This window comes from Streptomyces sp. NBC_01803 (assembly GCF_035917415.1).
GTDB lineage: Bacteria > Actinomycetota > Actinomycetes > Streptomycetales > Streptomycetaceae > Streptomyces.
In genome coordinates this window covers 651,953-670,491 of record NZ_CP109073.1, presented here as the reverse complement: position 1 = coordinate 670,491, position 18,539 = coordinate 651,953, and the positions used below count along the sequence as shown (strand labels likewise).

At 73.3% G+C, this 18,539-nt stretch carries 16 protein-coding genes and 1 pseudogene; 7 read left to right on the top strand and 10 right to left on the bottom strand.

Annotated features, from left to right (window positions below; translation table 11 throughout):
* Positions 1–27 precede the first annotated feature (27 nt).
* The 3 genes from bioD to bioB are packed head-to-tail and all read right to left on the bottom strand — an operon-like array spanning position 28 to position 3,157.
* A complete protein-coding gene (gene bioD, locus OIE51_RS02760) occupies positions 28–765 on the bottom strand; it encodes a dethiobiotin synthase (RefSeq protein ID WP_326595235.1) in 738 nt (245 codons plus the stop codon).
* A 21-nt stretch (positions 766–786) separates the two neighbouring features.
* A complete protein-coding gene (locus OIE51_RS02755) occupies positions 787–2,100 on the bottom strand; it encodes an adenosylmethionine--8-amino-7-oxononanoate transaminase (RefSeq protein ID WP_326595233.1) in 1,314 nt (437 codons plus the stop codon).
* Positions 2,093–3,157 (bottom strand): biotin synthase BioB, encoded by a 1,065-nt coding sequence (bioB, locus tag OIE51_RS02750; protein ID WP_326595231.1) that lies wholly within the window; start codon positions 3,155–3,157, stop codon positions 2,093–2,095. Before bioB ends, OIE51_RS02755 begins: the two co-directional genes overlap by 8 nt.
* 150 nt (positions 3,158–3,307) lie before the next feature.
* Between bioB and OIE51_RS02745 the strand changes: the two genes are divergently transcribed.
* Both OIE51_RS02745 and rho read left to right on the top strand, forming a co-directional pair.
* A complete protein-coding gene (locus tag OIE51_RS02745) occupies positions 3,308–4,465 on the top strand; it encodes an 8-amino-7-oxononanoate synthase (RefSeq protein WP_442811848.1) in 1,158 nt (385 codons plus the stop codon).
* A 634-nt stretch (positions 4,466–5,099) separates the two neighbouring features.
* A pseudogene (gene rho, locus OIE51_RS02735) lies at positions 5,100–6,188 on the top strand (transcription termination factor Rho); the annotation flags it as partial.
* On the opposite strand, the gene ligD reads toward rho, so the two are convergent.
* On the bottom strand, positions 6,163–7,230 hold the full coding sequence (ligD, locus tag OIE51_RS02730; RefSeq protein ID WP_326595230.1) for a non-homologous end-joining DNA ligase: 1,068 nt from the start codon (positions 7,228–7,230) through the stop codon (positions 6,163–6,165). The pseudogene rho and the gene ligD overlap by 26 nt on opposite strands.
* Positions 7,231–7,307: 77 nt before the next feature.
* Between ligD and OIE51_RS02725 the strand changes: the two genes are divergently transcribed.
* Complete coding sequence (locus OIE51_RS02725) at positions 7,308–8,387, top strand: ATP-dependent DNA ligase (protein ID WP_326595229.1); 1,080 nt, start codon at positions 7,308–7,310, stop codon at positions 8,385–8,387.
* On the opposite strand, the gene OIE51_RS02720 is transcribed toward OIE51_RS02725, so the two are convergent.
* A complete protein-coding gene (locus OIE51_RS02720) occupies positions 8,359–8,790 on the bottom strand; it encodes an HIT family protein (RefSeq protein ID WP_326595227.1) in 432 nt (143 codons plus the stop codon). The two genes, OIE51_RS02725 and OIE51_RS02720, sit on opposite strands and share 29 nt — an antisense overlap.
* Before the next feature lie 160 nt (positions 8,791–8,950).
* Here OIE51_RS02720 and OIE51_RS02715 point away from each other — a divergent pair, with 160 nt between their 5' ends.
* On the top strand, positions 8,951–9,280 hold the full coding sequence (locus tag OIE51_RS02715) for an SAM-dependent methyltransferase (RefSeq protein ID WP_326595226.1): 330 nt from the start codon (positions 8,951–8,953) through the stop codon (positions 9,278–9,280).
* A gap of 72 nt (positions 9,281–9,352) precedes the next feature.
* Positions 9,353–9,862, top strand: a complete 510-nt coding sequence (locus OIE51_RS02710) for an NUDIX domain-containing protein (RefSeq protein ID WP_326595224.1) — start codon at positions 9,353–9,355, stop codon at positions 9,860–9,862.
* A 16-nt stretch (positions 9,863–9,878) separates the two neighbouring features.
* Here the strand turns inward: OIE51_RS02710 and OIE51_RS02705 are convergent, their stop codons facing one another.
* Positions 9,879–10,994 carry a type III polyketide synthase gene (locus tag OIE51_RS02705; protein ID WP_326595223.1) on the bottom strand — a complete coding sequence of 372 codons (1,116 nt, stop codon included), beginning with the start codon at positions 10,992–10,994 and terminating at the stop codon, positions 9,879–9,881.
* Positions 10,995–11,070: 76 nt separating this feature from the next.
* Positions 11,071–12,297: a cytochrome P450 gene (locus tag OIE51_RS02700; protein WP_326595221.1), complete on the bottom strand. Its 1,227-nt coding sequence runs from the start codon at positions 12,295–12,297 to the stop codon at positions 11,071–11,073.
* 135 nt (positions 12,298–12,432) lie between these two features.
* On the opposite strand from OIE51_RS02700, the gene OIE51_RS02695 reads away from it, so the two are divergent.
* On the top strand, positions 12,433–13,080 hold the full coding sequence (locus OIE51_RS02695) for a hypothetical protein (RefSeq protein WP_326595220.1): 648 nt from the start codon (positions 12,433–12,435) through the stop codon (positions 13,078–13,080).
* Positions 13,081–13,254: 174 nt separating this feature from the next.
* Here the strand turns inward: OIE51_RS02695 and OIE51_RS02690 are convergent, their stop codons facing one another.
* Positions 13,255–14,448: an ATP-grasp domain-containing protein gene (locus OIE51_RS02690; protein ID WP_326595219.1), complete on the bottom strand. Its 1,194-nt coding sequence runs from the start codon at positions 14,446–14,448 to the stop codon at positions 13,255–13,257.
* A gap of 543 nt (positions 14,449–14,991) precedes the next feature.
* Here OIE51_RS02690 and OIE51_RS02685 point away from each other — a divergent pair.
* Positions 14,992–15,360 (top strand): tetratricopeptide repeat protein, encoded by a 369-nt coding sequence (locus tag OIE51_RS02685; RefSeq protein WP_326595217.1) that lies wholly within the window; start codon positions 14,992–14,994, stop codon positions 15,358–15,360.
* A 17-nt stretch (positions 15,361–15,377) separates the two neighbouring features.
* Here OIE51_RS02685 and OIE51_RS02680 read toward each other — a convergent pair whose 3' ends face one another.
* Together OIE51_RS02680 and OIE51_RS02675 are read right to left on the bottom strand one after the other, a co-directional pair.
* Entirely contained in the window at positions 15,378–17,240 is a 1,863-nt protein-coding gene (locus tag OIE51_RS02680; RefSeq protein ID WP_442811847.1) for a transketolase, read from the bottom strand.
* A gap of 86 nt (positions 17,241–17,326) precedes the next feature.
* Entirely contained in the window at positions 17,327–18,493 is a 1,167-nt protein-coding gene (locus OIE51_RS02675) for a baeRF2 domain-containing protein (protein WP_326595215.1), read from the bottom strand.
* Positions 18,494–18,539: the final 46 nt, after the last annotated feature.

Sequence of the window (18,539 nt, the reverse complement as noted above, 5' to 3'; positions counted from 1 at the left end):
ACCCGGCGGAGAAGCCACCACACATCCTCACAGCCCGTCCTGGTCCGGGCCGCTCCAGCGCCCGCCCAGGGCCGGGGCCAGCCAGGAGGTGGCGCGGGCGCGGAACTCCTCGGGGGGCAGGGCCGCCGCGCCTTCGGGGACGCGGCCGAGCAGCGGAGCGTCGGCGGCCGAGGGGAGGTCGGCCAGGTTGCAGCGGGCGGCCAGGCCGGGCTCGGCCGGCCAGCTTCCGATGACGACGCCGACGCAGGCGAGGCCGCGGGCGCGCAGCGCCTCGGCCGTCAGGGTCGTGGTGTTGAGGGTGCCGAGCCCGGCCCGGGTGACGACCAGGACCGGCGCGTCGAGCAGCCGCGCGGCGTCCGCGAGCGTCGCGCCCGTCTCGTCGTCGAACCGTACGAGCAACCCGCCCGCGCCTTCCACCAGGACCAGGTCGTGGCCGTTCGCCAGCTCCTCGGCCGCATGGGCGATCTCCGCCGGACGCACCGGGGGCAGCCCGGCCCGGCGGGCCGCCGTGGCGGGGGCCAGTGGCTCGGGGAAGCGGGCGAGCTCGGCGGTGGTCACGGCGGCGCCCGCCAGCCGGGCGACCTCGGCCACGTCGCCGTGCTCGCCGGGCGCCATGCCGGTCTGCGCGGGCTTGAGCACCGCGACCGAACGGCCTTCCGCCAGCGCGACGGCGGCCACCGCCGCCGTCACCACGGTCTTGCCGATCTCCGTGCCGGTGCCCGAGACGACCAGGATCTCCCCGGCCGGCCTGTCCGCTCCCACCACGTCCTCCACCTTTTCCGTCGCTCACGCCACCCGCGCCGCCGCGCTCGCCGCCGCGCAGATCAGGGCGATGTCGTCGTCGTCCGTGATGTACGGCGGCATCGTGTAGACGAGGTCGCCGAAGGGGCGCAGCCACACGCCCGTGCCGACCGCCGCGCGGGTGGCCGCCGCCATGTCCGCCGGGTGGTCGAGCTGGATCACGCCGATCGCGCCGAGCACCCGCACGTCCCGCACGCCGGGCAGTCCGGCCGCCTCGGCCAGCCCCGCGCGCAGCCCGGCCGAGATCCGGGCCACGTCGCCCGCCCAGTCGCCGGCCAGCAGCAGCCCGATCGAGGCGTTCGCGACGGCGGCGGCCAGCGGGTTGCCCATGAACGTCGGCCCGTGCGCGAGCACCGGCGTCTCGCCCCGGGAGATCCCGGCCGCGACGCGCGGTGTGCACAGGGTGGCCGCCATCGTCAGATAGCCGCCGGTCATGGCCTTGCCGACGCACATGATGTCCGGCGTGACCCCCGCGTGTTCCGCCGCGAACAGCGTGCCGGTGCGGCCGAAGCCGGTGGCGATCTCGTCGAACACGAGCAGTACACCGTGCTCGTCGCACGCCTCGCGCAGGATCCGCAGATAGCCGGGCGCGTGGAACCGCATCCCGCCGGCGTTCTGCACCACCGGCTCCACGATCACCGCGGCCAGCTCGTCCGCGTGCCGCGCGATCGACTCCCGCAGATGGAGCGCGTACTCCTCGTCGGGCTCCGCGTCGAAGCCGGCCGGCGGCCGGTTCACGAAGACCTGGCGGGGCAGCGCGCCGGCCCAGATGCCGTGCATGCCGCCGTCCGGGTCGCACACCGACATCGGGTGCCAGGTGTCGCCGTGGTAGCCGCCGCGCCAGGTGAGGAGCCGCCGCTTGGCCGGCCGGCCGAGCGAGCGCCAGTACTGCAGGCACATCTTGATCGCGACCTCGACCGACACCGAGCCGGAGTCGGCGAGGAAGACGTGCTCCAGCGGCTGGGGGGTGATGTCCACCAGCCGCTTGGCGAGCAGCACCCCGGGCTCGTGGGTCAGCCCGCCGAACATCACGTGGCTCATCCGGTCCAGCTGCTCCCGGGCCGCCGCGTTGAGGACGGGATGGTTGTAGCCGTGGAGGGCCGACCACCACGACGCCATCCCGTCCACCAGCTCCCGGCGGCCCCAGGCGGGCTCGGCCAGCCTCAGGCGCACGCCCGAGGCCGACTCCACGATCAGCGGGTCCTGCCGGCCCGGCATCGGCCCGTAGGGATGCCAGACGTGTTCCCGGTCCAGGGCCAGCAGTTCGTCCGCCGAGAGCTTCGCGTCCGGGTCAGGCATTGGGCGGCAGCTCCGTGCCCGTCCCCCGGCGGCGCACCGCCACCAGATCCGCCGCGCGGTGCTCCGGCAGCGTCGTGGTCTCCGCGCCCTCCACCTCGAAGCCGGCGTCCGCGATCATCTCCAGGTCGGCCTGCCCGGCCTGGCCCTCGCTGGTCAGGTAGTCGCCCAGGAAGATCGAGTTGACCAGGTGCAGCGCCAGCGGCTGGAGCGTGCGCAGGTGCTGCTCGCGCCCGCCCGCCAGCCGCACCTCGGCGTCCGGGCAGACGAAGCGGGCCATCGCCAGGATGCGCAGCGCCCGCTGCGGGGTGAGGTTCCACTCCTTGGCGAGCGGCGTGCCCTCGAACGGGATCAGGAAGTTGACCGGCACTGAGTCCGGATCCAGCTCGCGCAGCGCGAAGATGACGTCCACCAGGTCCTCGTCGCTCTCGCCCATGCCCGCGATCAGCCCGGAGCAGGCCGACAGCCCGGCCGCCTGGGCCTGCTTGACGGTGGAGACCCGGTCGGAGAACTCGTGGGTGGTGCAGATGTCGCCGTACGTGGCCTCCGAGGTGTTGAGGTTGTGGTTGTAGGCGTCGGCCCCGGCCTCCTTCAGGCGCTCGGCCTGGCCGTCCGAGAGCAGGCCGAGGCAGGCGCACACCTCGACGTCGCCGTGGCGCTCGCGGATCGCGGAAATCGTCTCCGAGACCCGGTCCACGTCGCGGTCGGTCGGCCCGCGTCCGCTGGCGACCAGGCAGACGCGCTTGGCGCCGCCCGCCACCCCGGCGCTCGCCGCGTCGGCGGCCTCGCCCGGCTTCAGCCAGGTGTACTTGAGGACGTCGGCCTGCGAGCCGAGCCGCTGGGAGCAGTAGAAGCAGTCCTCGGGGCAGAGCCCGGACTTGAGGTTGACCAGGTAGTTGAGCTTCACCCGCCGCCCGAACCACTGGCGGCGGACCTTCCCGGCCGCCGCGACCACGTCGAGCAGCTCGTCGTCGGAGGTCGCCAGCACGGCCAGCGCTTCCTCGCGGGTGGGCAGTTCGCGGCGGAGGCCCTTGTCCACCAGGGCGTTCAGCAGGTCCATGGCGCCGATCCTGACGTATGCGCCCCTGCGGGTCCAAGGAGGAAAGCTACAAGAGCGCTTCGTGGACGTGTGTCCATCACCACATGCTCCCAGGACTCGACGGGCACTACGTTTTATGCGTAACCCACAAGAGACGAAGGACGGTCACCGGTGCACGACGAAGCGTACGGCCGGGTGTTCGACTGGCTGGAGTCCGCCCGCGGCGCGCGGCGGCGCGCCGGACTGGTCCGGGAGGTGCGGCCCAGGCTCGCTGATTCCCCCGCCCTGGACCTGGCCGGGAACGACTACCTCGGCCTGACCCGCCACCCCGAGGTCACCGCCGCCGCCGCCGACGCGGCACGGCGCTGGGGCGCCGGTGCGACCGGCTCCCGGCTGGTCACCGGCAGCACCGCGCTCCACGCCGAACTTGAGGCGGAGCTGGCCGCGTTCACCGGTTTCGGCGCGGCGCTGGTGTTCGCCTCCGGCTACGCCGCCAATCTCGCCGTCCTCACCGCGCTCAGCGGCCGGGGCTCGCTGATCGTCTCCGACGCGGCCAACCACGCCTCCCTCATCGACGGCTGCCGCCTCTCCCGGGCCGAGGTCTCCGTCGTGCCGCACGCCGACCCGGCGGCGTTCCGCAAGGCCCTCGACGGACATCCGGGGCGCGCCCTGGCCGTCACCGACTCGGTCTTCTCGGTCGACGGGGACGCCGCCCCGCTGGCCGGGCTCGCCGCCGTCTGCCGGGACGCGGGCGCGGCGCTCGTCGTCGACGACGCCCACGGCTTCGGCGTGCTCGGCGAGGGCGGGCGCGGGGCCGTGGCCGCCGCCGGGCTGGCCGGGGCGCCGGACGTGGTCGCGACCGTCACCCTCTCGAAGTCCCTGGGCAGCCAGGGCGGCGCCGTGCTGGGGCCGGCCCGGGTGATCGAGCACCTGCTCAACGCCGCCCGCACCTTCATCTTCGACACCGGGCTGGCCCCCGCCGCCACCGGGGGCGCGCTGGCCGCCCTGCGGCTGCTGCGCCGCGAGCCCGACCGGGCGGCCCTCGTCCGGGGCGTCGCCACCGAGCTGCACCGCAGGCTGGCGGCTGCCGGGCTGGCCGCCACCCGTCCCGACTCCGCCGTGGTGTCGGTGCTGGCGCCCTCGCCGGAGGCGGCGCTGAGCTGGGCGGCGCGCTGCCGGGAGGCCGGGGTCGCGGTGGGCTGTTTCCGCCCGCCGTCGGTGCCGGACGGGATCTCCCGGCTCCGGCTGACCGCCCGCGCCGACCTGACCGACGGCGAGATCGACCGCGCGGTGGAGGTGGTCGTCGCCCGGGCGCCCGGGCGCCCGTGACGAGCCCCCGCCCCGGGCGCCGCCGTCCACCGGGCGCGCCCGCGCGTACCGGGCGGCGCCGATGCCCCGTACGGCCCGGCCGCCGGAGAGCACGTCCAGCGTGGTCACGATCTTGGCCAGCGGAGTCGGATGACGGTACGTCACTCCCGTGACTGGCAGCCAGAGGTGAGCCGTCGAGGTGTGGGCGGCCAGAAAGCCCGGGGTGGTGTGGCCCTCCAGCATCGGCTGCTCGGCCGGTGCCCGGTGTTCCCTCTGGACGGAGTGGTCCATCGCGGAGATCCAGACGATCCCGGCCTCCTCCACCCGCCCACCTCCGGTCGTCGCTCGGTCGTCTCGCACCACGCACGCCAGGAGCTGGAGCGCGCTCCAAGGCAAGCCCCGACGTCGCCTTCCCCGGGTGTATAGTGGGAAGCAGCGCGTCTGTACGCCCCCACACGCGGCGTCCGTGCCAGTTCCTTCCCACCGGCTTCCCGGTGTGCTCACCGGAGCCCGTTCCCACCGAGCCGACGTATGTCCCGCGACCGGTCGCGGCCCGTCGTGCGCACGGTGCTCTCCCCCCTTTGTGTTTCGTTCCCCCGTCTCCCACACACGCTTGAGGACCAGCATGACGTCCACTCCGGACCGCGCGGCCGAACCCGTCACCGGCATCGTCGACATCACCGGCGGCAAGGCCGAGCTCCGCCGCGACGGCTACCTCCCCGGCCCCCGCGACATCCCACTGCCCCCCGCCCAGACGCGCCGCTACGGGCTGCGCCGCGGCGACCAGATCGAGGGCACCGCCGACCGGCGCGGCCTGACCCGGCTCGACACCCTCAACGGCATGCCGCCCGAAGACTCCACCGGTCGGCCCGACTTCGCCGACCTCGTGCCCCTCCACCCCAGCCGGCGGCTGCGCCTGGAGACCACGCCCCATCAGCTCGTCACCCGCCTCATGGACGTGCTGACCCCGATCGGCAAGGGGCAGCGCGGTCTGATCGTGGCGCCCCCCAAGACCGGCAAGACCACCATCCTGCGGGCCATCGCCGACGGCATCGTCCGCAATCACCCCGAGTGCCATCTGATGCTGGTGCTCCTGGACGAACGGCCCGAGGAGGTCACCGACCTGACGCGCTCGGTGCCCGCCGAGGTCATCGCCTCCCACTTCGACCGCCCGGCCCGCGACCACACCACGGCCGCCGACCTCGCCGTCGAACGCGCCAAGCGCCTGGTCGAGATGGGCCGCGACGTCGTGATCCTGCTCGACTCCCTCACCCGGTTGTGCCGCGCCCACAACTCCAGCGCCCGCTCCACCGGCCGGGTCCTCACCGGCGGCGTCGACGCCGCCGCGCTGTACCCGCCCAAGCGTCTCTTCGGTGCCGCCCGCGCCACCGAGGACGGCGGCTCGCTGACCATCCTGGCGACCGCCCTGGTCGACACCGGGTCCCGCGCCGACGACTTCTTCTTCGAGGAGCTGAAGAGCACCGGCAACATGGAGCTGCGCCTCGACCGCGTGCTGGCCGACCGCCGCGTCTACCCCGCCATCGACATCGACCCCTCCGGCACCAGGCGCGAGGAGATGCTCTTCGCGCCCGTCGAGCTGGAGCTCGTCCACAGGCTGCGCCGCGCCCTGGGCGGCGACCGTGACCCCCGGCAGGCCGTCGAAGTGCTCCTGGAGCGGATGCGGCAGACCGGCAGCAACGCCGAGTTCCTCACCCGGGTCAGCCGGACGGTGGCTCCGGTGTAGCCCGCGGGCGCCTGGCCCGGCTCGGCTGGACCCGCGTCGGCTCGCCCGCCGCCTTGGGATGGTCCGGCGGATACGGCAGATCGCCCAGACCGTGTTCGCGCTCGTCCCGCTCGGCCAGCTCCAGCACCGCCTCCAGCCGGCAGGGGTGGTCCGCCATCTCCGCGTGCACGTCGCCCACCTCCGCGAACCGGACCGGCATGGTCGCCAGGTCGAAGTCCTCGGGCACCGCGTCGGGCACCTCCTCCCACCGCAGCGGCGCCGACACCGGCGCCCGGGGGCGGGGTCGCACCGAGTACGCGCCGGCGATCGTCCGGTCCCGGGCCGTCTGGTTGTAATCCACGAAGATCCTCGCCCCGCGCTCCTCCTTCCACCACGAGGTGGTGATCCGCTCCGGCGCCCGCCGCTCCAGCTCCCGGCCGATCGCGATCGCGGCCCGCCGCACCTGCGGGAACGTCCACTCCGGCGCGATCGGCACGAACACGTGCAACCCCCGACCGCCCGAGGTCTTCGGCCAGCCGCGCAGCCCCAGCTCCTCCAGCAGCCCCCGCAGCTCGGTCGCGGCCCGCACCGCGTCCGCGTAGTCCGTGCCCGGCTGCGGGTCCAGATCGATCCGCAGCTCGTCCGGGTGATCGGTGTCGTCGCGCCGCACCGGCCAGGGGTGGAAGGTGAGGCAGCCCAGGTTCGCCGCCCACACCACCGCGGCGGGCTCGGTCGGGCAGATCTCGTCCGCGTACCGCCCGCTGGGGAACGCGATCCGCCCGGTGGGAATCCACTCCGGCAGGTTCTTCGGCGCCCGCTTCTGGAAGAACGACTCACCGGTCACCCCGTCCGGGAACCGCTCCAGCGTCGTCGGACGGTCGCGCAGCGCCCGCACCACGCCCTCGCCCACCGCCATGTAGTACCGGGCGACGTCCAACTTGGTGAAGCCGCGCTCCGGAAAGTACACCTTGTCGGGATTCGACAGCCGCACCGTCCGCTCACCCACCGTGAGCTCCAGCGCGCGCTTCCCACCGCTCGCGGGGCTCTTGTCAGCACTGGCCATGACGCCACCGTAGGCCGCCGCACCCGAACGCGCCCGCCGACGGGCGGCGGCCACCTCCCGCGCCCAGAATCCGGGACATGGACCTCCCGGTGATGCCGCCCGTCAAACCGATGCTCGCCAAGCCCCAGGCGCGCATCCCGGCGGACATGCACTACGAGGCCAAATGGGACGGCTTCCGGGCCATCGTCTTCCGCGACGGCGACGAGATCGAGATCAGCAGCCGTACGACCAAGCCCCTCACCCGCTACTTCCCCGAGCTGGCCGACGGCCTGCGCGACCAGCTGCCCGCCCGCTGCGTCGTGGACGGCGAGATCGTGATCGCCCGCGGCGGCCGGCTCGACTTCGACGCGCTGCTCGAACGCGTCCACCCCGCCGACTCCCGGGTCCGGCAGCTCGCCGAACGCACCCCCGCCAGCTTCGTCGCCTTCGACCTGCTGGCTCTCGGCGACGACTCCCTGCTGGACACCCCCCTGAGCGAACGCCGCGCCGTGCTCACCGCCGCCCTCGCCGACGCCCGGCAGCCGCTCTTCGTCGCCCCCGCCACCCGCGACCTCGCGGTGGCCCAGGGCTGGTTCGAGCGGTTCGAGGGCGCCGGTCTCGACGGCGTCGTCGCCAAGCCCCTCGACCTGCGCTACCGCCCGGACGAACGGGTGATGGTCAAGGTCAAGCACGAGCGCACCGCCGACTGCGTGGTCGCGGGCCTGCGCCACCACAAGTCGGGCCCTGTCGTGGGCTCGCTGCTGCTCGGTCTCCACGACGGGTCGGGCCGTCTCCAGCACGTCGGCGTCTGCGCGGCCTTCCCGATGAAGCGGCGGCAGGAGCTGATGACGGAGCTGGCGCCGCTGGTCCTGGACCATGTCGAGGGCCACCCCTGGGCCGACTGGGCGCGGGAGGAGGCACACGCCGGCGCCCGGATGCCGGGCGGGCCCAGCCGCTGGACCGGGCGGAAGGATCTCTCCTGGCTGCCGCTGCGCCCGGAGCGCGTCTGCGAGGTGGCGTACGACCACATGCAGGGCGACCGTTTCCGGCACACGGCGCGCTTCCGCCGCTGGCGGCCCGACCGGATGCCGGACGACTGCACCTACGCGCAGCTGGAGGAGCCGGTCCGGTTCGACCTGGACGAGGTCCTCACCCCGGGCCACCGGCACCGGCACTGAGCGCCTCCCGCAGCCGGGCGGCCACGCCCTCCGCCTCGGCGGCGTCGGCGTAGCGACCGCGCGGCCAGAAGAAGCCGCGCAGCCCGTCCTTGCGGCGGCGCGGTACGACGTGTGCGTGGAAGTGCGGCACCGACTGGCTGATCCGGTTGTTGGCGGCGACGAACGATCCGTCGGCCCCCATGCCGCGCTCCACGGCCGCCGCGATCCGCCGTACCCGGACGAAGAACGGGCCCACGTCCGGCTCGGGAAGATCGGTGAGCGTCTCGGCGTGCGCCCGGGGCACCACCAGCACGTGGCCGGGGAACAGCGGCCTGGTGTCGAGGAACGCCACCACCCGCTCGTCCTCCAGCACCCGGTGGGCCGGGGCGTCGCCGCCGGCGATCGCGCAGAAGAGACAGTCCACGGGGACAGTCAACTACCCGGGAAGCCGTGGCGCCCGCCGGCGGTTGTCAGGGCATGGACGACGTCGAGGTCGTCGTCATCGGCGCGGGCCGGGCCGGCCTGTCCGCCGCCTGCCATTCCGAGCCGCCGGCGACCGCTACCGCACCGTCTTCCCCGCCGTCGTGAACGTCGCCCGCGCCTCGCGGGGTCGGCCCGTCGGGCTCATCCTCAGCGGTGTCCTCGGCCCCATCCCGGACCACGCCGAGGCGTGCTCCCTCGTGCGGCGGCTGATGGCCGCCCTGCCCGCCGGCAGCCACCTGGCCCTGAGCGACGGCCCCCACGCCGTCCGCCCGGAATTCGTCGCGGCCCGGCGCGTGGACGACGAGAGCGGGGCCGCGCCGTATCACCTGCGCGGCTCCCGGTGCCGTGCTCGCTGGGGCGGTCCGGCCACCGGACCGGCCGGGCCGCACGACGCCCTGGACGCCTTCGGCGGCGTCGGCCGCAAGCCCTGAGCCGATCACGCCCGGCCCGGCGTTCGATAAGCTCGCACGTCGGGTCGAGGGAAAGGCGGGTGCGAGCTGCCGATGGGGTACACATACGGCCGTAGTGCCAAACACTGTCCGTACTGCGGTGCTGGCTACGCGGCTGCCCACGGATGGCCGAGGGACTGCCCCGGCTGCGGCGAGACCCAGTGGGCCAACCCGCTTCCCGTCGCCGTCGCGCTGCTCCCGGTGCTGGACGCCGCCGGGCGAGGGCTCGTCGTCGTACGGCGCGACATCGAGCCGTGCCGTGGTGAGCTCGCCCTGCCCGGCGGCTACATGGAGCTCGGTGAGACCTGGCAGCAGGCCGCCGTCCGGGAGCTCTGGGAGGAGACCGGACTGACCGCGACGGCGGCGGAGGCCACGCTCTTCGACGTGCTGAGCGCGGATCGGACGCTGAACCTCTTCGCCCTGTTGCCGAGCAGGGACGCGCACTCCCTGCCGGCTTCCTCCGCCACCGCCGAGGCCACCGAGTGGCTCGTCCTGCGGGAGCCGACGGAACTGGCCTTCCCCACCCACACCGGGGTGGTGTCGGCCTACTTCGCCCGCCGCTGACCCGCGACGCCGACGATCAGGCCACGCCGGCCTGCTGCTGCTCGGCCAGGCGCCCCGACCCCTGGCCGCCGACGGCCGGGCGGTCGGAGGTGACCCACCTGCCCAGCGCGATCTCGGCGGTGATGCCGGGGCCGAAGCCCGCGATCAGTCCCCGGGCGGAGTCGGTGACCGCGCCGTGTTCGAAGAGCCGGTCGAGAGCGTCGAAGACCACGCAACTCGCGATGTTGCCGCGTTCGGTGAGCGTGGCCCTGCTGAAGCGGAACATCTCCGGATCCACGTCCAGGAAGTAGCACAGGTCGTCGAGGATCCGGGGACCGCCGGCGTGCACGATGTGGAAATCGAGCCCGGAGACGTCCCAGTTGTGCTGGCTGGCGAGCGTGCGCAGCGCCGGGGCCAGCATCTTCATGGTCGTCGGGACCCGCTTGTCCAGCTGGAAGTGGAAGCCGGTGGCCCGCACCGCGTAGGAGATCCAGTCCTCCGTGTCCGGGACCAGGTGCGAGCCGTTCCGCTCCAGCCGCATGCCGGTGCCCCCCTGACCGCGCACGACGGCGGCGGCCACGGCGTCCCCGAAGAGACCGTTGGACAGCAGGTTCCCCACTCCGAGGTCCGTCGGCTGGTAGCACAGCGAGCAGAACTCGCAGGCCACGATCAGCACGTTGGAGTTCGGGTAGGCCAGGCAGAAGTCGTGCGCGCGGTTGATCGCCGCGCCGCCGGCCGCGCAGCCGAGCTGAGCGATCGGCAACTGCCTGGTGTCGGACGTGAATCCGAGGGTGTTGATCAGCCATGCCGTCAGCGACGGCATCATGAATCCGGTGCACGAGACGTAGACGATGAGGTCGATGTCCTCGACGCCGAGCCCGGCGTTGTCCAGAGCCCCGTAGACGACCGGAGGGACGCGGCGCTTGGCCTCGGCCTCGTAGACCTTGTTGCGGGCCTCGAAGCCCGGGTGCTTCAGTGTCTCCTCGATGGGCTGGACGAGGTGCCGGGTACGGACCCCGGTGTTCTCGATCAGTCGCAGGGCGAGGCGGAGCTGCGGGTGATCGGCGTGCATGGTGCGCGCCAGCTCCAGGGTTTCCTCATTGGTGAGCACGTTCTCCGGGACCGCGATGGACGGTCGGCACAGCGTTGCCATGATCCCCTCCCCGTGCCGCGGGCACTCACCATGGAGTCCCCCGCGGCATCGATGGCTGTTTCAGCGATAGCCCCGGTCACCAAGAGACCGGGAGCTCATACGGGTAGCGCCAGATCGATTCGGTGTTCCAGCGCAGCTCCGAGGCCGGCACCGCCAGCTCCAGCCCCGGGAAGCGGGCGAGCATCGTCCCGATGGCCAGCTGGATCTCCATGAGCGCCAGCGGCGAACCGACACAGTGGTGCGAGCCCCACCCGAAGGTCATGTGGGGCTGCGTGGGCCGGTCCAGATCGAGCTCGTCCGGGTTGTCGAAGCGGTCCGGGTCCCTGTTGGCCGCGAGATACGACACGTGGACCGTGTCGCCCGCCTTGATGGTCACTCCGCCGAGCTCGACATCCTCCGTGGCGATGCGCGGGATGCCGACCCCCTTGCGGAACGGGATGTACCGCAGCAGCTCCTCCAGCGCCCTCGGCAGCATCTCGGGCCGGGCCCGCAGCTTCGCGAGCTGCTCGGGATGAGCCAGCAGGGTGTAGGTGATGTTGCTGAGCTGATAGGTGCTGGTGTCGTGCCCGGTCATCAGCAGCACCATCGCCATGACCGTCAGCTCGTCGGCGCCGAGGATCTCGTCGCCGTCCCTGGCCGTGGCCAGCGAGCTGATCAGGTCGTCCCCCGGAGCCTCCCGGCGGATCCGGGTGAGCTCCGCGAAGTACGACCGGAGCTCGGCCTTGGCCTCGACGGCCGTCTCACGGGTCGCCGCGCCGATGGTCATCATCTCCATCGCGCGGCGCCGCAACTCCGGCCGGTCGCTCTCCGGGATGTCGAGGACCTCGCAGATGGTCGTCAGCGGCAGTCGCGTCGACACGTGCTTGACGACGTCCGCGGGCGGACCGTGATCCGCCATCTCGTCGAGCAGCGAGTCCACGATGCGCTGCGTCTTCGGCTTCATCGCCTCGACGCGCGGCGCCGTGAACGCCTGGGAGACCAGGCGGCGCAGCCGGCTGCTCTCCGGTGGGTCGAGCAGGTTGATTGATTCGGACTGCACGATCGGTTCCGGTGTCATGCGCGGGAAGTCACGTCCGGCGACGGCCGCGCGGCTGAACCGGCGGTCGGTCGTGACGGTCCTGACGTCCTCGAACCTGGTGACCAGCCACGCCTCGCCCTGGCCGTAGGCCATCGTGATACGGGCGATCGGTGCATCGGTCATTAGTTGCCTGAGCAACGGGTCAAATTCCAGGCCCTCAGCGAAATCGAACGGGCATGTCCACACAGTGTCGGAGGTTCCCACCCCAGTACTCCAATCGGTCATCCTCCTGGACTCATGAGGTGTCCCCGGTGGTTGCCAGGCTCATGCGTACAGCTACGAGATTAACCCTTTCGGGGAAGCATTACCCAAAGCTTCTTTCCGAACGTGAAGCATTGACCATAGATTGAAGATTCGGATATGCCGGGGACATGCGACGCGCCGGGCGCCGGACGGCGCCGCTCCTCGCCGCCCGGGCGGCCGTTCCGCCCCTCGTCGCCCACCAAGGCTGTGGGAACGACGGTGGTGGGGGCGGTCCGACGACTGACGGTGACGGTGCGGTACAGGGCCGTCGAGTCCTTCCGCGACGGCGAGCCGGTCCCGGTGACCGGCTGTCCGGTGCTCGACTGTGCCCGCGGTGAGGCGGAACTCGGCAGTTGTCCGCAGGACTTCGTGGCGGCCGTGGAGACTGAGGGAGCCGGCCGCGTCGACCGTGGACCGCACGCCGGCGCGTACCTCAACTGGTCCTGGGACGGGGGCTACTGGCTGGACAGCGCGCCCCGCGACAGCCAGGGCCGTCCGCCGGAGCCCATGTCTCGGCCGCCGCCGCCGATGTCCTCGCCCAGGCGGCGGGTGGGCATCCGCGACCGCGGCACGGGGGAGAACGGCGACGCCATCGAGCCGGAGGTGTGCGCGGCGCCGATGGCGGCGTCCTGGGAGTCCGGGACGAGTTCACCCGGGGCTCGGCGGCGAGCGCCACCTCGACGTCTGTCCGGGGGAGGGTCCCGGCGTCACCTCGGGGCCGCGCTCCACACCACGCTGAGCGGCGCCACGCCGGGGGTGGGCTGACGGCCCGTCCCGGCGGAGGCGAGCGTCTGCCGTGGCCAACGCCCGCCTCGTCGTCGCCGACGCCGCCCCGGGAGGGGCGGCCGGTCGTGGTGGCGGCTCCGCGGGCGGAGACCGCCGACGACGGTGATGCTCCGGACCGTCACAACGGACCCGGTCCGGTGGTGGCGACCTTCCTCACACCAACTCCCCGGCCGCCGCGAGCGCTCCGGTGCCGACCTTGGCACCGAACCCGGCGTCGCTGCCGGAGCCGGAGCCGGAGCCGGCGCCGATGCCGATGCCGATGCCGATGCCGATGCCGGAACCGACCTCGGTGGCGGTCTCGGTGACCGCCACCCGGCCGCCGAGGCGCAGCGGTGTGAGGGGACCCGGATCGCCGGTCAGCAGCAGACGTACGGCCGCCCAGGGCAGGTTGACCCCGGTGAACGCGGTCTGGAAGATGCCGGCGGAAGGCCGGGGGTTGGCCTCCAGCAGCACGGGCTGTCCGTTCCGGTGGCGCAGCTGGACGTTGGAGAGGTAGGCCAGCCGGAAATGGCCGACCAGCCGTTCCGCGATCGCCGTGTAGGCGGGGTTGTCCAACAGCAGCCGGTAACGGCCTTGTTTGGCCCGGGGGATGCCGGCCAGCAGCGTTCCTCCGGGCGTGGAGAGGCAGTCCACGCTCACCTCGGGCCCTTCGAGATAGGGCATGACGATGAACTGCGGCACGCTCTCGTGCTCGTCCGCGGCCCGCTTGAGCGCGGCGGCCACGGCGTCGACCGAGACCAGGGGCCGGGCCGGGGCGAGCAGATCCCTTATGCTGAGGGGACTGTCGTCCAGGATGCGGAACCCGAAGGCCGAGTACTCGCCGGCGGGTTTGATGCAGACGGTCTCGCCGGCCCGGGTGAGATCCTCCACCGCCGCGCGCAACCCGTCGGCATCGGAGACCACCCGCCAGTCGGGCACGGGCACACCGATGGAGCGGGCCGCCTCGTAGGTGCGGCTCTTACTCGTGAGCACGTCGACCGCCCCGGGCGATGAGCACATCAGCCGGGTACCGACAGCGGCGAAGGCGTCGGTGTGCACGGCCAGGGCGTCGAGCCGTCTGGGCGGAATGAGGACGTCGATCCCATGCCTGCGGCAGAAATCGATCGCGAACTCGGCGTAGTCGTCATTGGATACGCGATGGGGCTCTATCTCTCCCACATCGCATGCCGCTAGTGCGGGTGCGGCAGGGTCCACGTTCGTCCCGTAGACACGGACATGGGCGGCGTCAGGGTTGTCGCGCAACATCCGCATCACCTGAGTCGTGGCTGCCCCTGCGCTGCTGAGCCAAATACGTAGTGCTATCGCGACGCTCCCCTCATCATCGATGCCAACACACGGAGCGCTCATGTACCGCTGTCGGGGATCGGGCAGGCGGGAAATGCCCACGCCATATACCACGGTCGCCGGGCCATACATGATCATGTGTGAAGCGGATCATAGCTCGTTAGCATGTCGGTGATGTTTCCCGCCGGGCGGGTACGCCCTGACATCCGGTCAGCCACCCGAACTGACCTTCGGGCGACGGTGATACGCGCGGTGCGGGGGAGCGGCCGAGGGGACCCCGCGCGGGACGGCGGGGGCCGGGGAGACCGCCGGGACGGGCGGTTCGGCCCGGCGCGCGGGCAGGGGTTGGCTCGTTCTCGACGGCCGGAACGGCTGAGCCCCGTCCGTCCATCCGCCGGTCCGGTGCGCCGGGCACCGGGGCTCGCGCCGGTGTGAGCACGCGGTCACGGCGCGTTCGGTCACGCTCAGTGAGGCCCCGCGTCACCCATGAGGAGGGCCCGCGCGGGACCGGGTGGGAAAACCCCAGGGGAATACTGGCCCTCGCCCCGGTGTTGGACTCACCCTGGTACACGTGCCGTCGCCTCGACCTGTTCGCAAGGAGGGCCCGTGCCCGAAGCCACACCGGAAACCCACGTCATCGCCTACCGCGCCGCCGAACAACTTCTCCAGGCCCGCGACCCGCGCGGGGCGCTGAAGCTGCTCGACCCGCTGATCACCGCGCACCCGGAGAACACCGCGGCCCGCCTCCTGCGCGCCCGCGCGTTCTTCCTCGCCGCCCAGCTCCGCTCCGCCGAGCTGGAGTTCCAGCTCGTCGTGGAGCGCGAGCCGGACAACGCCTTCGCCCACTTCGCGCTGGCCCGGACCCTCCAGCGCGCCGGACGCGACAGCGAGGCGACCCGCCACTTCCGGCTGGCCGCCGCGCTCGACCCGCGTCCGGACTATCTCGCCGCCGCCCGCTTCGAAGAGGCTCCCTGAGGGCTTTTCCGGCCCTCTCAAGCCGCCGCCGCGTTCGTCGCGCCCGCCTCCGCGACGTGCCGGCGGGCGGCCGTCGCTATCGCCCGCGCGTCGATCCCGGCCTCCCTGAGCTGCTCGGCGGGGGTCGCCGAGCCCGGCATGGTGCCCACGGCCAGCCGGATCAGGCGCGGTACCGGACGCCCGTCCGTGAAGGCGTCGAGCACCGCGTCGCCCAGCCCGCCCTCGGGCCGGTGGTCCTCCACCGTCAGCAGACAGCCGGTGTCCTCGGCCGCCGCCCACAGGGCCCGCGCGTCCACCGGCTTCACCGAGTACAGGTCCAGCACCCGCACCGGTATGCCGTCCGCCGCCAGCTCGTCGGCGGCGGTCAGCGCCTCGTGCACGGTCACCCCGGCGGCGACGATCGTCAGCACGTCCGCGTCCGAGGACCGCGGCAGCTTGCTGCCGCCGACCGGGAAGTCCTCGTCCGGGCCGTAGATCACCGGGCTCTTGCCGCGCGAGGTGCGCAGATAGCGCACGCCCGCGCCGTCCGTCATCCCCGCCACCAGGCGCGCGGTCTGATTGGCGTCGCACGGGTAGAGCACGGTGCTGCCGTGCACCGCCCGGAACAGCGCCAGGTCCTCCAGACCCATCTGCGACGGACCGTCCTCGCCGATGGCGACCCCGGCGTGCGATCCGGCCACGCTGATGCCGGCCCGGCTGACGGCCGACATCCGCAGGAAGTCGTGCGCCCTGGTCAGGAACGCGGCGAAGGTCGAGACGAACGGTGTCCAGCCGCGCACCTGCATGCCCACGGCGGTGGCGATCAGCTCCTGCTCGGCGATGTAGCACTCGAAGAACCGGTCGGGGTGCTCCTTGGCGAAGAACTCCGACCGCGTCGAGTCGCTGACCTCGCCGTCCAGCGCGACGACGTCGGCCCGGTCGGTGCCCACGGCGGCCAGCGCCTGGCCGTAGGCGTTCCGGGTGGCGACCTGGTCGCCCGGCTTGTAGCGCGGCAGCACGGCGTGCACGCCGTGCGCCTGCCGGGGCGCCGTGGACGCGGGCGGGCGCCGCACCTCGACCGTCAGGTTCCGCACGCCGCCGAGCTCCTCGACGGCCTCGCGCTCGTCGGGCATCGGCTTGCCGTGCAAGCCCTCGCGGTCCTGCACGGCGGCCACGCCCCGGCCCTTCATCGTCCGGGCCAGGACCACGGTGGGCCGGTCCTGGACGCCGATCGCCTCCGCGTAGGCCGCGTCGATGGCCGCCGGGTCGTGGCCGTCCACCTCCACGGCGTGCCAGCCGAACGCCCGCGCCCGCCGCGCGTACGCGTCCAGATCCCACTCGTGCCGGGTCGGTCCCCGCTGGCCGAGCCGGTTGACGTCGACGATCGCGGTCAGATTGCTCAGCTTCTCGTACCCGGCGTGCTCGAACGCCTCCCAGACGGAGCCCTCGGCCATCTCGCTGTCGCCGCACAGCACCCACACCCGGTACGGCATCTCGTCCAGGCGCCGGCCGGCGAGCGCGATACCCACGCCGATGGGCAGTCCCTGCCCCAGCGAGCCGGTGGCGACATCCACCCACGGCAGCCGGGGCGTGGGATGGCCCTCCAGCCGGCTGCCGTACTCCCGGAACGTCAGCAGCTCCTCGTCCGAGATCACGCCGGCCGCCTTGTACGCGGCGTACAGCAGCGGCGAGGCGTGTCCCTTGGACAGGATCAGGTGATCGTTGCCGGGGTGGGCGGGCCAGTCGAAGTCGTAGCGCAGATACCGCGCCATCAGCACGGCCATCAGGTCCGCGGCGGACATCGAGGAGGTGGCGTGCCCGGAGCCGGCGGTCGACGTCGCGCGCACGGCGTCCACGCGGAACTGCTGCCCGAGCTCGGCCAGGTACTGGTCTGTGGTCATACGAGCCTCCTGGTTGAACCGTGCGCGTGCGGGTACCCAGGCGCCCCGGCGCCTAACGACGCCGGGGCGGGCCGGACCCGGGATGGTCAGGCCGTCGCGCGGTGGCCCCCGCCGGGCACGCCGTCCGTGTAGGGCCAGCGCAGGAGCGCGCCGAGGCCGCCGACCGGCATCGCCCCGGTGCCCGCGCCCGCCCCGCGCAGGGCCACCACGTCCGCGCCGGTCGCCGCCGCGGAGCGCAGCAGCGCGTCGTCGGCGCGCGCCGCGGCCGGTGCCGGCTCGCCGAGGTAGCGCGAGTCGGTGCGGCGCACCGCCAGCTGGTCCGGCTCGTGGCCCACCCACACGTCCTGGTGCAGGTCGGGGCCGTCCAGGCGCACCAGCAGTGTGTCGATGCGGTGCTCGCGCGCGGCGTCGACCAGCGCGGGCACGCCCTCGGCGGCGTCGACGCGGCCGTGCGCCGGCATCCGGCCGGCCTCGAACCGCTCCAGCGCCTCGGTGGTGTGCTCCCGCGCCAGGTCCTCGCGCGCCTGGGCGATGTCCGCGTCCAGCAGCCTGGGGGAGGATCCGGCGGCCCGGCCGCCGTGGTCGGATTCCACGGTCACCTCGCGCAGCGACTCGGGCAGCCGCTCGCGCACCGCGCGCCGTTCCCGCCTGTCGCCCGCGAGCACCAGCATCTCGGCGTGCGCCCGCTCGGCGTCGGCGGCCAGTCGCTCGGCGATCCGGGCCGCGTTCTCGTCCCAGGTGTTCTGGACGGCGAGCTGGAAGTGCCGCTCGGACCAGTCGGCCCGCCCGGTGCGGTGCATCGGCCACTGCCGGCCGCGCACCTCGTCGGCCGGGCGCGGTCGGCCGTGGGTGCCGCGCAGCTGCAGATCGGCGCCCCTGCGGTCGACGAACGCGACCAGGCAGGTCGGATCCCGCTCGCCGTAGTCGAGCAGCGGTCCCAGGCGCGGCAGCACGGCCCAGCTGGTCAGCGGCGGGGAGGGGGGCGGCGCGGCGAGCGGCACGTCGAGCACGGTCTCGCCGTCGGTCGCGAAGACCGCCCGGCCCGCGTCGTCCGGGGCCAGCCCGCCGAGCGTGTCGTACACCGCGCGGCACGTCGCCTCGTCCGCCCCCAGGTCGGCCAGCCGGTCGCGGGCGCCGCGCGCCTGCAACTCCCGGACCGCGGCGGCGTCCTCGGTCGCGTCGGAGGTGTCGAAGTACACCGAGGCCCAGGGCCCCGGCTTGTGCAGCAGCGGGTCGAGGAACGCTAGGTTCATGGCTTCCTCCGGTGCGTCCGGTACGTCTGGGGATCGCGGGCGGCGG

What these genes read in the sequence shown, in the direction of transcription:
- OIE51_RS02755 (WP_326595233.1), bottom strand. Translation starts at nt 2,100, where the DNA reads ATGCCTGACCCGGACGCGAAGCTCTCGGCGGACGAACTGCTGGCCCTG.
- bioB (WP_326595231.1), bottom strand. Translation starts at nt 3,157, where the DNA reads ATGGACCTGCTGAACGCCCTGGTGGACAAGGGCCTCCGCCGCGAACTG.
- ligD (WP_326595230.1), bottom strand. Translation starts at nt 7,230, where the DNA reads ATGGCCAGTGCTGACAAGAGCCCCGCGAGCGGTGGGAAGCGCGCGCTG.
- OIE51_RS02725 (WP_326595229.1), top strand. Translation starts at nt 7,308, where the DNA reads ATGGACCTCCCGGTGATGCCGCCCGTCAAACCGATGCTCGCCAAGCCC.
- OIE51_RS02710 (WP_326595224.1), top strand. Translation starts at nt 9,353, where the DNA reads ATGGGGTACACATACGGCCGTAGTGCCAAACACTGTCCGTACTGCGGT.
- OIE51_RS02705 (WP_326595223.1), bottom strand. Translation starts at nt 10,994, where the DNA reads ATGGCAACGCTGTGCCGACCGTCCATCGCGGTCCCGGAGAACGTGCTC.
- OIE51_RS02700 (WP_326595221.1), bottom strand. Translation starts at nt 12,297, where the DNA reads ATGACCGATTGGAGTACTGGGGTGGGAACCTCCGACACTGTGTGGACA.
- OIE51_RS02695 (WP_326595220.1), top strand. Translation starts at nt 12,433, where the DNA reads ATGCCGGGGACATGCGACGCGCCGGGCGCCGGACGGCGCCGCTCCTCG.
- OIE51_RS02690 (WP_326595219.1), bottom strand. Translation starts at nt 14,448, where the DNA reads ATGAGCGCTCCGTGTGTTGGCATCGATGATGAGGGGAGCGTCGCGATA.
- OIE51_RS02680 (WP_442811847.1), bottom strand. Translation starts at nt 17,240, where the DNA reads ATGACCACAGACCAGTACCTGGCCGAGCTCGGGCAGCAGTTCCGCGTG.
- OIE51_RS02675 (WP_326595215.1), bottom strand. Translation starts at nt 18,493, where the DNA reads ATGAACCTAGCGTTCCTCGACCCGCTGCTGCACAAGCCGGGGCCCTGG.